This is a genomic window from Mesorhizobium sp. B2-3-11 (assembly GCF_006442215.1).
GTDB classification, from domain to species: Bacteria; Pseudomonadota; Alphaproteobacteria; order Rhizobiales; family Rhizobiaceae; genus Mesorhizobium; species Mesorhizobium salmacidum.
Map to the genome: position 1 here is coordinate 168,891 of NZ_VFVS01000012.1, position 14,467 is coordinate 183,357.

12 protein-coding genes and 2 pseudogenes are annotated in these 14,467 nt (G+C 63.8%); 9 read left to right on the forward strand and 5 right to left on the reverse strand.

The features are described 5' to 3' along the window. Window positions 1–150 precede the first annotated feature (150 nt). Window positions 151–1,428 carry a polyhydroxyalkanoate depolymerase gene (locus FJ960_RS18075; protein ID WP_140715766.1) on the reverse strand — a complete coding sequence of 426 codons (1,278 nt, stop codon included), beginning with the start codon at window positions 1,426–1,428 and terminating at the stop codon, window positions 151–153. Window positions 1,429–1,720: 292 nt separating this feature from the next. Next, entirely contained in the window at window positions 1,721–2,089 is a 369-nt protein-coding gene (locus tag FJ960_RS18080; protein WP_140715768.1) for a septal ring lytic transglycosylase RlpA family protein, read from the reverse strand. Between the two features lie 309 nt (window positions 2,090–2,398). On the opposite strand from FJ960_RS18080, the gene FJ960_RS29535 reads away from it, so the two are divergent. Next, window positions 2,399–2,581 carry a hypothetical protein gene (locus FJ960_RS29535; protein ID WP_181165989.1) on the forward strand — a complete coding sequence of 61 codons (183 nt, stop codon included), beginning with the start codon at window positions 2,399–2,401 and terminating at the stop codon, window positions 2,579–2,581. 59 nt (window positions 2,582–2,640) lie between these two features. Here the strand turns inward: FJ960_RS29535 and FJ960_RS18090 are convergent. Beyond that, window positions 2,641–3,042 (reverse strand): annotated as a pseudogene (locus FJ960_RS18090) (ATP-binding cassette domain-containing protein); the annotation flags it as partial. Between FJ960_RS18090 and FJ960_RS18095 the strand changes: the two are divergent. Together FJ960_RS18095 and FJ960_RS18100 are read left to right on the forward strand one after the other, a co-directional pair. Next, window positions 3,040–3,249 (forward strand): annotated as a pseudogene (locus FJ960_RS18095) (hypothetical protein); the annotation flags it as partial. The pseudogenes FJ960_RS18090 and FJ960_RS18095 sit on opposite strands and share 3 nt — an antisense overlap. 31 nt (window positions 3,250–3,280) lie before the next feature. Then, window positions 3,281–4,630: an FAD/NAD(P)-binding protein gene (locus FJ960_RS18100; protein WP_140715770.1), complete on the forward strand. Its 1,350-nt coding sequence runs from the start codon at window positions 3,281–3,283 to the stop codon at window positions 4,628–4,630. A gap of 555 nt (window positions 4,631–5,185) precedes the next feature. Here the strand turns inward: FJ960_RS18100 and FJ960_RS18105 are convergent. Then, window positions 5,186–5,611 carry a hypothetical protein gene (locus FJ960_RS18105; RefSeq protein WP_246672868.1) on the reverse strand — a complete coding sequence of 142 codons (426 nt, stop codon included), beginning with the start codon at window positions 5,609–5,611 and terminating at the stop codon, window positions 5,186–5,188. A gap of 391 nt (window positions 5,612–6,002) precedes the next feature. On the opposite strand from FJ960_RS18105, the gene FJ960_RS18110 reads away from it, so the two are divergent. The 6 genes from FJ960_RS18110 to FJ960_RS18140 all read left to right on the forward strand — a co-directional run bounded on the left by FJ960_RS18110 (window position 6,003) and on the right by FJ960_RS18140 (window position 13,511). Continuing rightward, complete coding sequence (locus FJ960_RS18110; RefSeq protein WP_140715772.1) at window positions 6,003–7,445, forward strand: pyridoxal-phosphate dependent enzyme; 1,443 nt, start codon at window positions 6,003–6,005, stop codon at window positions 7,443–7,445. Continuing rightward, entirely contained in the window at window positions 7,442–8,611 is a 1,170-nt protein-coding gene (locus FJ960_RS18115) for a PLP-dependent aspartate aminotransferase family protein (RefSeq protein ID WP_140715774.1), read from the forward strand. Before FJ960_RS18110 ends, FJ960_RS18115 begins: the two co-directional genes overlap by 4 nt. Window positions 8,612–8,770: 159 nt before the next feature. Further along, window positions 8,771–9,736, forward strand: coding sequence for a GlxA family transcriptional regulator (locus FJ960_RS18120; RefSeq protein ID WP_140715776.1), 966 nt, complete (start codon window positions 8,771–8,773; stop codon window positions 9,734–9,736). A 471-nt stretch (window positions 9,737–10,207) separates the two neighbouring features. After that, a complete protein-coding gene (locus FJ960_RS18130) occupies window positions 10,208–11,512 on the forward strand; it encodes a Xaa-Pro peptidase family protein (RefSeq protein WP_140715780.1) in 1,305 nt (434 codons plus the stop codon). Between the two features lie 352 nt (window positions 11,513–11,864). Then, the gene (locus FJ960_RS18135) at window positions 11,865–12,545 is read left to right on the forward strand and encodes an isochorismatase family protein (RefSeq protein ID WP_140715782.1); all 681 of its coding nucleotides are present in this window, start codon (window positions 11,865–11,867) and stop codon (window positions 12,543–12,545) included. An 18-nt stretch (window positions 12,546–12,563) separates the two neighbouring features. Continuing rightward, entirely contained in the window at window positions 12,564–13,511 is a 948-nt protein-coding gene (locus FJ960_RS18140; protein ID WP_140715784.1) for an alpha/beta hydrolase, read from the forward strand. Between the two features lie 19 nt (window positions 13,512–13,530). Here the strand turns inward: FJ960_RS18140 and dnaQ are convergent, their stop codons facing one another. Next, window positions 13,531–14,259: a DNA polymerase III subunit epsilon gene (dnaQ, locus tag FJ960_RS18145; RefSeq protein WP_140715786.1), complete on the reverse strand. Its 729-nt coding sequence runs from the start codon at window positions 14,257–14,259 to the stop codon at window positions 13,531–13,533. Window positions 14,260–14,467: the final 208 nt, after the last annotated feature.

Below are 14,467 nucleotides of genomic sequence, written 5' to 3' on the forward strand. Positions count from 1 at the left end.
CTCGCCCTGTTGTTAACGAAACGTTAAGGGCGATTTACACTCCGTGTCAATTAAGACATCGAGTTGATTTGCGGCATGGTTACCCGCGGGGAGGGACAGCGGCACTTACGCAACAGAATCGGATCCGCGGCCGGCCCTGTTTCAAAACGCCTACCGCTTGGCGGTGCGGACCAGTTTCGGCTTCACCGCCACCCGGGTCTGGCGGCCATAGCTGGTGATGAAGTCGACGATGCGCGGCACGATCTCCGAGCGGAAGCGCGAGCCGTTGAAGACGCCGTAATGGCCGACCGCCGGCTGCACATAGTGCGCCTTCTTGTCGGCGGGGATGTTGACGCACAGGTCCTGCGCCGCCTTGGTCTGGCCAAGGCCCGAAATGTCGTCGTTCTCGCCCTCGACCGTGAACAGGGCGACGTTGCGGATAACCGACGGATCGATCCTGGTGCCGCGATGCGTCATCTCGCCCTTGGGCAGGGCATGGCGCACGAAGACGGTGTCGACGGTCTGCAGGTAGAACTCCGCCGTCAGGTCCATCACCGCCAGATATTCGTCATAGAAGTCACGGTGCTTTTCGGCGTTGTCACCATCGTGCTTCACAAGGTGCATGAAGAACTCCTTGTGAGCGATGATGTGGCGGTCGAGATTCATGCTCATGAAACCCGAAAGCTGCAGGAAACCGGGATAAACCTCGCGGCCGAAGCCCGGCACCGGCCAAGGCGCGCGCATGACGACGTTGTCGCGGAACCAGTCGATGCCCTTTTCCTTGGCCAGCAGATTGACGGCGGTCGGGTTGCGGCGGGTGTCGATCGGCCCGCCCATCAGGGTCATCGTCGAAGGGACGAAAGGGTCGCCCTTCGCCTCCATCAGCGCCACGGCCGCAAGCACCGGCACGGAAGGCTGGCACACGCCCATCACATGCGTGTCCGGACCCAGCGTGTGCAGCATGTCGATGACGTAGTCGATATAGTCGTCGAGATCGAAGCTGCCATCGGCCAGCGGCACCATGCGGGCATCGACCCAGTCGGTGATATGGACATCGGCATAGGGCAGCATCGCCTCGACCGTGCCGCGCAGCAGCGTCGCGTAATGGCCCGACATCGGCGCCACGATCAAAAGCTTCGGGTCGGCCTTGCGTCCGGCTGGAACGGCGCGCTCGAAACGGACGAGATTGCAGAACGGCTTCGACCAGACTGTCTTTTCGGTGACAGCGACGCTCTTCCAGTCGACCACGGTCTTGTCCAGGCCGAATTGCGGCTTGCTGTAGCGGCGCGTGGTGCGCTCGAACAGTTCGGCGCCTGCCGCGACCGAACGGCCCCAATGCGTGTGCGAAACCGGGTTGAGCGGATTGGAGTAGAACAACCGGACCGCGTCGGCATAGAGCCGCGCCGGCTGCAGGGCGGCATGGTTCATTTCGTAGAGCTGGTAGAACATCCGTTACCCCGCGACCGAAGGGACGACGAACAGCGCCGATCCCTAGATGTCTCGCGGGGAAGTTAACAACTAATTGCTGCGATGCAATACGTCACGTGGCGTGACTAATGCTAATTTCGTCCAAAGCCTTGAAAACCGGCGCCGGACGGCACAGCCGGCTCAATGTGCAGTGCCGAAATGTGTAGGATATGTGTCAGGCCTTCGCACCGGACGCCGACCATGATCCCGAAAGTTCCCGTTTTGCTCCGCTGGCCCGCGGTGCGGGAGAGATCATGGTCAGGAGACGATCAGATCAGACGCGCGCCATGCAGACGGAAGTCTGACCGGAGCCGATGAAGCCGAGCTGGCCGGCGGCGCCCTTCGACAGGTCGAGCACGCGGCCCTTGATGAAGGGACCACGATCGTTGATGCGCACCACGACGCTGCGGCCGTTGTTCTTGTTGGTGACCCGCAATTTGGTGCCGAAAGGCAGCGTGCGATGGGCGGCGGTCAGCGCCGAGGGGTTCATACGCTCGCCCGACGCGGTTTTCGAGTGCAGCGCGTACCAGGAAGCGCGGCCACACTGGCCGGCGGCGGCGGTTGCCGAAGTGACGGAGGCGCCGACCATCAGGCCAACAGCGATCGTTACCGCGACAAGCGCAGTCTGTTTTGGGGTCTTCATATTTGGGGGATGGCTCCGTTTTTTGACAGACCCCAGCCGTTAGGAAAAGAATAAGGCACGAAATGCGGCGGTGATTTGGCGGTTCCATGGCAAGATCACACGTTTGGAGTCATCGGGTAACAGTCTGTCAGGGACTTTTTGGCGCGCCGAAACCAGTTGCGATCATGTTTTGATCGGCACGAAGGACTTTTATGACAAGATCCAGCGTTGATCTCCAAATAGAAGTCTGCACGATCTGGCCACTTCCTTCGGCTCTTTCATCACGGCGATAGCGCCGCAATCGATCGACTTGAAAAACGGGATCCGACAATGAGACTGACCAAAAATCTGCTGGCCATGATCGTTCTGGCCATGGGCGCCCTGTGGTCGCTGCAAGGCAATGGCGTGGTCGGCGGCAGCTTCATGACCGGCCAGTCGCAATGGCTCTATATCGGTCTCGCCGCCATGCTGGCCGGCCTGGCCGGGCTGGTGTGGGCGAACCGTTCGCCCTGAAACTCTTGTTTGGCGCGATCCCGGACGGAAAAGTCGTTTCATACTTTTCCGAAATGATCTTAACCGAACAACTGGTCGAGAATCCTGCCTTCGAGACGGGCAAGCTCGGCGGAACCGCGGCGGCGCGGCCGTTCCAACCGGCACATCCAGATCGAACGCGATCTTGCCGCAGCTGACCACCACCACCCGGTCGGCGAGCGCAACCGCTTCGGCGACATCATGCGTGACCAGCACGGCGGTGAATTTCTGGGCAATCCAGATACGCTCAAGCAATTGCTGCATCTCGATACGGGTCAGCGCGTCGAGCGCCCCGAGCGGCTCGTCGAGCGCCAGGACCTGCGGGTGACCGACCAGCGCGCGGCCAGCGCCACGCGCTGCTTCTGGCCGCCGGACAGCACCGAGGGCCATTCATCGGCTCGGTCGGCGAGGCCAACCTCGCCTAGAATGCCGAGCGCGCGTTGCTCGAGGTCCGGCAGGCGATCGCCGAGGTGCTCGACCAGCGCAGCCTCGCCGAGATGCGCGACATCGCCGACGATCTTACGATCGCGAGGGACGCCGACGATCTTACGATCGCGTCGGGCGCCGACGATCTTACGATCGCGTCGGGCATGAGCGACCTCCCGGTCGCGCGGGACGACCTGCCGGTCGTGGTGAAGGTCCAGGCCTGAAGCCGGCGCCTGGCACGGGGCTCGCTTGCGCATGACCGGGCGGACCGTTTCCATCACCCCCAGTTCCGTCATCATCGTCGGCGGCGGCGCCAGCGGCGTGGTGCTGGCCGCCCATCTGCTCAAATCGCCCAATCCGGACCTGCGCGTCACACTGATCGAAAAGCGCCCGCATTTCGGCCAGGGCATCGCCTATTCGACGCTGCTGTCGGCGCATGTGCTGAATGTCAGTGCGGCCGGCATGAGCGCCTATGCCGACGATCCCGGCAATTTCTGGCGCTGGCTGCTGGAACGGGGGCTGGCGACACCGGAGCAGGCTCCGGTCTACGCGCCGCGCAGCCTCTATGCGCGCTATCTCAAGGAATTGCTCGACGATCTGGAGACGCGCGAGCGCGAGACCGGCCGGCTGCGCCTGATCCGCGAGGAGAGCCTGTCGATTTCGCCCACCGGATCCGGGGTCGAGGTGGCGCTCGCCAACGGCACCAGCGTGGTTGCCCATCTTGCCGTGCTGGCCACCGGCCATGACGAACAGCCCGCGCAGGGCCATGCGATCCGGATGGGCTCGGAGGCCGATACCGCGCTCGATCAGGACAGCCGGATCGTGGTGCTGGGCACCGGGCTCAGCATGGTCGATGCCTTCCTTTCCCTGGAGCAGCGCGGCCATCGCGGCGACATCATCGCGGTGTCGCGGCGCGGCCTGCTGCCCTCGCCGCACCGCAAGGGCAATCCGATCAAGCTCGACGTCGCCGACATCCCGCTCGGCACCCAGCTCTCCTATTTCGTCGGCTGGTTCCGCGACCTCATCCGCGAGAACCAGAAGGCCGGCGTCGACTGGCGCGACGTCGTCGACGGCCTGCGCCCCTTCAACCAGAAGATCTGGCAGAACTGGCCCGCCTCGGCCAAGCGCCGCTTCGTCGAACACACCAAGGCCTGGTGGGACATCCATCGCCATCGCATGGCACCCGAGGTCTACGCCAGGGTGACGGAGGCCGTGCAATCGGGACGCATCCGGCCGATCGCCGGGCGCGTCGTCGGCGTCACGCCGGGCGACGGCTTCGCGGTCGAGGTCCAGTCGCGCCACACACAGCGTCTCGAAACATTCGACGTCGCCCGCATCTATGATTGCTCCGGCATCGTGCGCGACATCTCGACCTCGTCGAACAGCGTGGTGCGCTCGCTGGTCGACCGCGGCCTGGCGCGTCCCGATCCGCTGCGCATCGGCCTCGACGTCTCGGCCAATTGCGAGATTATCGCCGCCGACGGCACCGTCTCGCGAAAAATCCTCGCCGTCGGGCCGCTGACGCGCGGCACCTTCTTCGAGATCGACGCCATTCCCGATATCCGCGTCCAGTGCGCCAGGCTGAGCAAGCTGTTGCTGGGATAGAGCAATTCCGGCGGCGATCGCATATTTGGCAGACCCGCATCCGGCTCAACCCGAAAGCGTCTTCCGCGATCGCACCATAGTCGGCTGAGTGCAGTCTGGTATCTAGCCCAGGTGGCCCTATCTGGGCCGAGCAACTTCCGTTCTTAGCTATAAGACGGCAGGACTAAAGTCTTGCGCACCGGTAGGCCTTGGTCCGAGGGGCCTTCAAACGTTCCGGACTTGTCCATTGGACGTTCCGCACTTTAGCCAATTAAGATATTCACGGCTTGACGCAGACCTCTTGCAAAGGGAGCGCGATGCTCCCGCCTTCGACTGGATTTCCTCCCCGAAATGCCGACATCGCGCCCCCCAAGGTTGCGATTTCAAGCTGGCCATGGGCTACCCCACGAAAAAGAATGGCCGGTGCGGGGATGCTTGGGTTGAAAGCGGGTCGCACCGGCCATTGCGGGTTAGGCTTCGATTTGGGATCGTCTCCCGCATGACCAAGCTATATGTATATTAGCTATTGCTCAACTAAGACTGAAGTCCCTTCCGCTGTCCGCCGGACGAGACGGTTCAGCCGCCCAATGTCTCACACACGGCGCGCGCGGTCTCGGCGCCGGAAAAGTTCTGCTGGCCGGTGATCAGGTTGCCGTCGCGCACTGCAAAGGCACGCCACAGGCCGGCCTGGATGTAGTTGGCGCCGATCGCCTTGAGCTCATCCTCGATCCGCCATGGCATCAAATGTTTTCCGCGCTCCAGCGCGTCCATCCGCCAGGTCGCATTGTCGGCAAAATCCTCCTCGATATTGGCGAACCCGGTCACCGTCTTGCCGGCGGCGAGCAGCGATCCATCGGCGCGCCTGGCATAGCGCAGCAGCGCCGTGCCATGGCAAAGAGCTGCCGCCACCTTGCCCGCTTCATGGAAGGCAACGAAGGTTCGCTGCAGCTCGAAAACGATGATAACGCCGCCGACATCGGCGCGCGCATAGTTTTCGCGCACAATGCCCGCCTTCCACAGCCGCCAGACATTCTAGACTTCATCGCGCAGATAGGGCTTCAAGTCGTCGAGGGTGACGCCGGGTTTGAAGTTGTCATAGGCGAGGATCTTCATCGGCCGTCTCCTTGCGGTGGTATGGCGTATGTTCGGCTAGCATGGCGAAATCGGCGGCTTCAACGAACGAGATGGTTCGTTGAACGGGCCTGAGGGCGCGGCGCTTGGGCGTTAAGGGGGGCGCCGTCCCGCCGGCGTCTCGATCCGGCACCGCACCGCTTCGCCCTGATGGGCCGCTGGAATTTCATTCCCCGTCTGGCCGCCGGATTGGCACGATCTATCTTCTTTCCAACTGCGATCGGCTGGAAAAGACGCTAGGTTGATCCATGGAGGCTCCGACATGAGCGAGCACAGAAAAGCCACTGCCGACAGCGCCCCGTCGGACACCGCAACATCCCGCCTGCGCCCGCCCTATGCGTCGGTGCTCGATCTCATTGGCCAGACGCCCATCGTCGAGCTGACCAAGTTCGACACGGGAAAATGCCGGCTGTTCATCAAGCTCGAGAGCCAGAATCCGGGCGGCTCGATCAAGGACCGCATAGCGCTGTCGATGATCGCGGCGGCCGAGAAGGATGGCAGGCTGAAGCCCGGCGGCTCCATCGTCGAGGCGACCGCCGGCAATACCGGCCTTGGCCTCGCCCAGGTCGGCATCCCCAAGGGCTACCGCATCATCCTGGTGGTCCCAGACAAGATGTCGCGCGAAAAGATCCAGCATCTGCGCGCGCTCGGCGCCGAAGTGCACATGACGCGCTCCGATGTCGGCAAGGGTCATGCCGAATATTACCAGGACATGGCGGAGAAGATCGCTGCTGAACTGCCCGGCGCCTTCTATGCCAACCAGTTCGCCAACCCGGCCAACCCGCTGGCGCATGAGACGACCACCGGCCCGGAGATTTTCGCGCAGCTTGACGGTGATGTCGACGCGGTGGTGGTCGGCGTCGGCTCGGGCGGCACGCTGACCGGGCTTGGCCGCTTTTTCGCCAAGGCGTCGCCGAAGACGGAGATGGTATTGGCCGATCCGGTCGGCTCGGTGCTGGCGCCGCTGATCAAGACCGGCAAGATGGAAGAGGCGGGAAGCTGGACCGTCGAAGGCATCGGTGAGGATTTCGTGCCGCCCAACGCCGATTTGTCGCTGGTCAGGAAAGCCTATTCCATCACGGACAAGCAGAGCATGCTGGCCGTGCGGGATCTGTTGTCCCGGGAAGGCATCCTGGCCGGTTCTTCCTCCGGCACGCTGCTGTCGACCGCCTTGCGCTATTGCCGCGAACAGACGATGCCCAAGCGCGTCGTCACCTTCGTCTGCGACAGCGGCAACAAGTACCTGTCAAAAGTGTTCGACGATTTCTGGCTGGCCGAGCAGGGGCTGGCCGAACACGAGCAGCATGGCGACCTGCGCGACCTCGTCATGCGCACCCACCGCACCGGCGATACGGTCTATGTCGGCCCGGACGAAAGCCTGCTCAACGCCTATGGCCGCATGCGCCGCTCCGACGTCTCGCAACTGCCGGTGCTCGACAATGGCAAGCTGGTCGGCATCGTCGACGAAAGCGACATCCTGGCCCATGTCGACGGTCCCTATGACGGACGCTGGGAGCGCTTCAGCGGCCCGGTGAGAACGGCCATGACCTCCAACCTGCACACGCTGCAGGCCAGCCAGACGCTGGACGCGCTGCTGCCGGTGTTCGACCGCAACGAGGTCGCCATCATCTTCGACGGCGACGAGTTCGTCGGCCTGATTACCCGTATCGACCTGATCAACCATCTGAGGCGCCGCGCAAAATGACCACATCCGGCAAGAACCGCCTGGCCTTCTCCACCCGCACCATCCATGGCGGCCAGAGCCAGGATCCGCTGACTGGTGCTGTGATGGTGCCGATTTATGCCACCTCGACCTACGGCCAGCAATCGCCCGGCGTGCACAAGGGTTTCGAATATGCCCGCAGCCAGAACCCGACGCGCTTCGCCTTCGAGCGCGCCGTGGCGGACCTGGAAAGCGGCTCGGCGGCCTTCGCTTTTGCTTCCGGCCTGGCATCGATCGCCACCGTGCTGGAACTGCTCGATTCCGGCGCCCATATCGTCGCCACCGACGACATCTATGGCGGCTCGTTCCGGCTGATGGAGCGGGTGCGCAAGCGCTCGGCCAACCTGCAGGTGAGCTTCGTCGACTTCACCGACCTTGCGGCGGTAGAGGCGGCGATCCGGCCGGAGACCAAGATGCTGTGGGTCGAGACGCCGACCAATCCGTTGCTGCGCATCGTCGACCTCGAAGGCGTCGCGGCGCTCGCCAGGCGCAAGGGGATATTGTCGATCGCCGACAACACTTTCTGCAGCCCCTATATCCAGCGGCCGCTGGAGCTCGGCATCGACATCGTGGTCCACTCGACGACGAAATATTTGAACGGCCATTCCGACATGGTCGGCGGCGTCGCTGTCGTCGGCGACAACAAGGATCTCGCCGACCGGCTGAAATTCCTGCAGAACGCCATCGGCGCCATATCGGGTCCGTTCGACAGTTTCCTGGCGCTGCGCGGTTTGAAGACCCTGGCGCTCAGGATGGAGCGCCATTGCGCCAACGGCCTGAAAATCGCGCAATGGCTGGAAGCCCGCAGGGATGTGCGCCGCGTCATCTATCCCGGCCTTGCCAGCCATCCGCAGCACGCCATAGCAGTCCAGCAGATGCATGCCTTCGGCGGCATGATATCAGCGGTGCTGGATCGCGATCTTGCCGGCACGAAGCGCTTCCTCGAACGCACGCAGCTGTTCACGCTGGCCGAAAGCCTCGGCGGGGTGGAGAGCCTGATCGAACACCCGGCGCTGATGACGCATGGCTCGATCCCCGCCGGGAAGCGGGCGGAGATCGGCATATCGGATTCGCTGGTGCGGTTGTCGGCCGGGATCGAGGACGGCGATGATCTTATCGCGGACCTGGATCAGGCACTGGGGGGCTGAGTGGCTCTCGGCCGAGAAGCGCCGGTGGTAGCCTGCACCGCGAGGTTGGGGTTCTTTCACGGACGTCGCGGCTCAACGGTGAAGATCAGCAGCCGCATAGAGCAGCGGTCGGCCAAACACCGTTGACCCCAACCGCCATTCGCCCGAGATGTAGCGCCCATGGCCACGCGCGAACCACCCACAGACGCACCCCTCACCTTCGCGGTGCTGGTGTTCCCCGGCTTTCCGATGATGGCGTTCAGCTCCGTCATCGAGCCGCTGCGCGCCGCCAACATACTGGCGAAGCGGGAATGCTACCGCTGGATCATCGTCGGGGCGACGCAGGATCCGGTCGAGGCTTCCAATGGCGTCGTCATCCAGCCGGGGTTTTACGCCGAGGCCGCACCCAAGGTCGACCGCATCGTGGTCTGCTCGGGAGGCGATGCCGATCACCTCGTGGCGGAGGACGCGGCGAGCTGGATCCGCCGCAGCCTGCGCGCCGGCGCCCATATCGGCGCGGTGGCGGACGCGGCGTTCTTCCTGGCGCGCGCGGGCCTGCTCGACGGCCATGCCTGCACCTTGCACTGGACCAGCCAGGCGGCCTTCACCGAAGCCTTCCCCAACATCGAGCTTAGACGCGACCTCTATGTCATCGACCGCAAGCGCTTCACTTCGGCCGGCGGCGTCGGCAGCCTCGACATGATGCTGGAGATCATCACCCGTGACTACGGCGCCGAGCTGGCCGCCGGCGTCGCCGAGTGGTTCGTGCACAGTCCCTTGCGATCGAGTGTCGACCGCAAGCTGATGCCGCTGCGCCTGCGCACCGGGGTGCAAAACGAGCTTGTGCTGTCGGCCATCGCCATCATGGAGGATGCGGTGGAGGAACGGCTCGGCATGGCGGAGCTGACCGCGCGGCTTGGCGTGTCGTCCGACAAGCTCGAACGATCCTTCCGCTCCGAACTCGCCATCTCGCCCAACGGCTACTACCGGCGGCTCCGGCTGAAGCGCGCCGCCGACCTCCTGGCGCATTCGACGCTCGCCGTGCGCGACGTGGCGCTGGCTTGTGGGTTTGCCTCGATGTCGAGCTTTGCGCGGGCTTTTCGCGAGGAGCATGGGCACGCGCCGAAGATGGCGCGGAGGCATTAGGATTAATGTATTTCGGTGTTCGATAGCTGCCATAGAGAGCAGCGAGGGCGGCGCTGGCACAATTATTTCAACATCCCTATGTGATGTTGAGTGGACGCGGCTGACCCGGATTCAAAGCTATGAATAGCTCTCAAATGGAGAAATATGTCTGGGCAACGGCTTTATACTACGCTGTGGCTGCGATTGGGTTCTTGGGTATCTTTATCTCGATTTGCCTGGTTGGATTTTTTCCGGGCCTGCTCGCACTGTTTGGGTACTTGATGCTGCTCATAGTTCTCAAAGCGTGGCGACTCAGGCGACATCCACGAAGCGCCTATCAAGTCGAATTGACGAAACAGAGTTCGGCCGGCTGATCGCCTGTAACGCTCGAGGTGGCGGCATTCCGCACAACCCACGCGGTTTTCCGCACAATTCCTCCGCGCCTGCTGCGCCATGGTCACGCCTTGCAACCCACCCAGGCCAGGCACCCCCATGAGCATCGTCGTATTCGACCCCGACAGCACCGAGGACGTCGACTTCAAGGACCGCATGCGCCACCCCGCCGCCGCCGATCCGGCGGGCGGCATGTGGCTGTCGGATACGGAACCGTCCTTCATCGATGCCGACGCCTTGCGCAAAGGCCGGCTGGCGAAACTGCGCGGCTGGATGCGCGAGGCCGGCTATGGCGGCGTGGTGCTGTTCGACCCCTATAACCAGCGTTACGCCACCGGCTCGCGCAACATGTTCGGCTACTTCCTGCGCAACTCGACCCGCTATTTCTTCATTCCGGCCGACGGGCCGATCGTGCTGTTCGAATATCCGCAGAGCTACCATGTCTCCATGGTGCTCGACACGATCGACGAGGCGCGTCCTTCCAAGCTTGTCTGGTCTTCCGTGTCGGGCCGCGACGACGAAACCGCCGGTCCGTTCGCCGACGAGATCGCCGAACTGTTGAAGAGGCATGGCGGCGGCTCGATGAAGCTCGGGCTCGACCGCTGCAGCCACCTGCAGGCGCTGGCGCTTGAAAAGCGCGGCTGCGAGGTTCGGGATTGCCAGGGCGAGATTTTGGCCGTGCGCGCGGTGAAGACGCCTGAGGAGGTGAAATGCCTGCAGGTGTCGATGGCCGGCGCTGAGGCTGCGGTCTATGCGGTGCGTGAGGCGATCAAGCCCGGCGTATCCGAAAACGAGCTGTTCGCCATCATGTATGGCGAGGTTATCCGCCAGGGCGGCGAGTTCATCGAGACCCGGCTGCTGACCTCGGGCCAGCGCACCAATCCGTGGTTCAACGAGGCCAGCGGCCGCAAGATCAGGCCCGGCGAGTTGCTGGCGCTCGATACCGACACGATCGGCTGCTATGGCTACTACTCGGACTTCTCGCGTACCTTCCGCTGCGGGCCGGGCAAGCCAACCCCCTATCAGAAGTCGCTCTACCGCATGGCGCACGACCAGGTTCAGCACAACATTTCGATCGTCAAACCCGGCATGGCCTTCCGCGAAATCGCCGAGAAGGCGTGGAAGATTCCGGACCGCTTCGTCGACCAGCGCTACACCTCGGTCATGCATGGCGTCGGCATGCATGGCGAGACACCGTTCATCGCGCATGCCATGGATTACGAGACCTATGGCCGCGACGGCCATATCGTGCCAGGCATGGTGGTGAGCGTGGAAAGCTATATTGGCGAGAAGGGCGGCCGCGAGGGCGTCAAGCTGGAGGACGAGATCCTGATCACCGACACCGGCACCGAGCTTCTGTCGCGCTTCCCCTACGAGGACGAGTTTTTGGAGAAAGAGGTTTGACCTCCGCTGCCGCACTTGGTGACGTCGCCTTTTCGGCTGACGCAAACGCCCATCGCTTCGTCATCCTAGGGAGGAGCAAGGCGCGCGGCGACGCGGCACAGACCCCTGGAGCTGCTCCGCAGCCCAAGGGATCCATGCCGGGACTGCCGAGCGTCGCAACGGTCCATATTCTGCCCCGCTCCGCCCTCTGGCCAGCGTCACGGCATGGATCCCTTGGGCTGCGGAGCAGCTCCAGGGGTCTCCGCGACGGAGCTTCGCTCCTGCTTCGCCCCGTGGATGACGAGGAGCCGCCGGTCAATCGCCACCGGCTGCGCCAACTCGCGTTGGCCGACCGCTGCCCAGGCGCATCCGCATGAAAAGCCTTATCTCGATCAAGCGCGGCACGGTGGCCGCCATCTTCATCGACCTGCAGGAAGAGCACCGGCAGGACCCGCGCTATCTCGTCGAGGACTATGAAAAAATCCTCGCCAACGTCCAGCGCCTGCAGGCGGCGGCGCGGCAGAACCATGTGCCGCTTCATCACTGGGCCTATATTGTCGATCTCGACAGCCAGGACCAGCCCTTTCATCCGGTCGGCGAAGACGGCAAGTCGGCCTTTTCCGACAAGAGCGACCCGCTGACCGAGATCTGCCACGAGGTGGCGCCGGCGAATGGCGAGGCGCTGCTGATCAAGGCCGAGGCCAGCGCCTTCCGCTCCGGTCCGGCGGGCGACCGGCTCAAGGCTTCCGGCATCGAATGGCTGGTCATCGCTGGCGTGTGGACCGAGGCTTGCATCGACGCGTCGGTCAAGGACGCGGTGGCGAAGGGCTTTCGCGTGCTGCTGGTCAAGGATGCCTGCGGCAGCGGCAGCGCGGCCATGCACCAGACCGGCATCCTCAACCTTGCCAATCGGCTCTATGGCGGCGCCGTCACCGACACCGACGGCGCCTGCCGGCTGCTGGCCGGCGAGACGGTCACCGTCTGGCAGGTCCAGGGCTCCGTACCCCTGCGCTTCACCTTTGAAAACGCCGCCCGCCTCTATGCCGAGCTTTGACGTGCCCCTCGGAGTGAAATGACCAGCCGCGGCAAATACGGACCTTGGCTCGATCCGGCACTTTGGGCCTATATCGACAGCATCAACGCCTGGTATCCGCCCGAAATCGCCGGCCTGCCGGTCGAAAAGCAGCGCGCGGTCTATGCCAGGATGTGCCGGGCTTTCCACCAGCGCCGTCCACCCGGGGTCAAGGCCAGCGACAGCCTGATCGCCGCTTCGAAGAATGGCATCCCGGTCCGCCGGTACCGGCTCGCCGGCGCGGCGCCGCGTGCGACGGTGCTCTATTTCCACGGCGGCGGTTTCATCCTCGGCGGACTCGAAAGCCATGACGACATCTGCGCCGAAATCTGCGCCGGCACCGGCTTCGACGTGCTGTCGGTCGACTACCGGCTCGCACCCGAGCACCTTCACCCCGCCGCCTTCGACGATGCGCTGGCGGCTTTCGAATGGGCGGCTGCAAGCGATCTGCCGCTCGTGCTCTGCGGCGAAAGTGCCGGCGGCAACCTGGCGGCGGCGGTGGCACAGGCCACGCGTCACCATCCGCGCGCCGCGATCGGCCAAGTGCTGATCTATCCCGATCTCGGCGGCAACGAGGCGATGGACTCCTATGTCGAACACGCTGACGCGCCGCTGCTGTCGACAGGCGATGCCGCCTTCTACCGCGACGTCAGGTCAGCCAGGAAGCAATCGCCCGACGATCCGACCTTCTCGCCGTTGCGCGCCCGCGATTTCTCCGGCCTGCCGCCTACGGTGATCATCACGGCGGAGTGCGATCCGCTATCGTCGGACGGCGAGGCCTATCGCGATCGCATCCTGGAAGCCGGCGGCAAAGCCTGGTGGGATGAGGAGCCCCGCCTCGTGCACAGTTTTTTGCGCGCCCGCACGACCGTGCCGGCCGCGGCGGAAGCCTTTGGGCGTATCGTCGCGGCGGTCGCCGCGCTGGGCCGGGGGGAGTGGCCCTACTGAGGCCGCTCGCCGGACGGTTTTATGAGGACAGCGCCTGGGCTGCTTCCTGGGGGGAGGCTTTCAGCCACAGCGCCTTGTCGCCGAGCGTTGCAACCATGGCTGCATGCGCCGCGCGCTCTGCTTCAGTGAGACGCGGCAGCAGTGGCGCCGGCCGTTCGGCGACGATGATCTCGATCTGGCGGACATTGTCGCCGCCCCGCGCCGGTGCGCTTGCGCTGTCGAGGATCAGCGCCGCCTGCTTGCCACCGATCAGTTCGATATAGACCTCTGCCAGCAATTCGGAATCGAGCAGGGCGCCGTGCTTGGTGCGCTTCGTGTTGTCGATGCCGTAGCGCCGGCACAGCGCGTCGAGCGAATTGGGACCCATCGGGTGCTTGCGGCGCGCCAGGGCCAGCGTGTCGACGACAAGCCCGTTGTCGACAGGGGGGTGGCCGAGCCGGCCGAATTCGACATTGAGGAAGCCGATATCGAACGTGGCGTTGTGGGCGACCAGCTTGGCGCCTTCCGTGAATTTCAGCCATTCCTCGGCAATTTCGGCGAAGCTCGGCTTGCCCGCGAGGTCAGCCGCGCTGATGCCGTGCACGGATTGCGCCTCGGCGTGGATCGCGCGGCCTTGCGGGTTGATATAGTGATGGAAGGTCCTGCCGGTCGGAAAACGATTGACCAACTCGACGCCGCCAAGCTCGATCACGCGGTCGTCGCGCGAATCGAGGCCGGTGGTTTCCGTATCGAAAATAATCTCACGCATCGAATCAGGTCGCTCCTGGGAGCAGAATCGTCAGACCGGAACAAAATGGCAATGGGCAATGCCTCTTTTCCTTCTCTCCTTGTGGGCCTGTTGCGCAATTCTGGCATTGTGATTCACTTCGATTATTGCTTGGAGGGATTTGCGATGGCGGTGAAGCGGACGGGACAGATGAGCTTTGTCGAGGCGTTCCTTGGGAACAAGGCGGTTG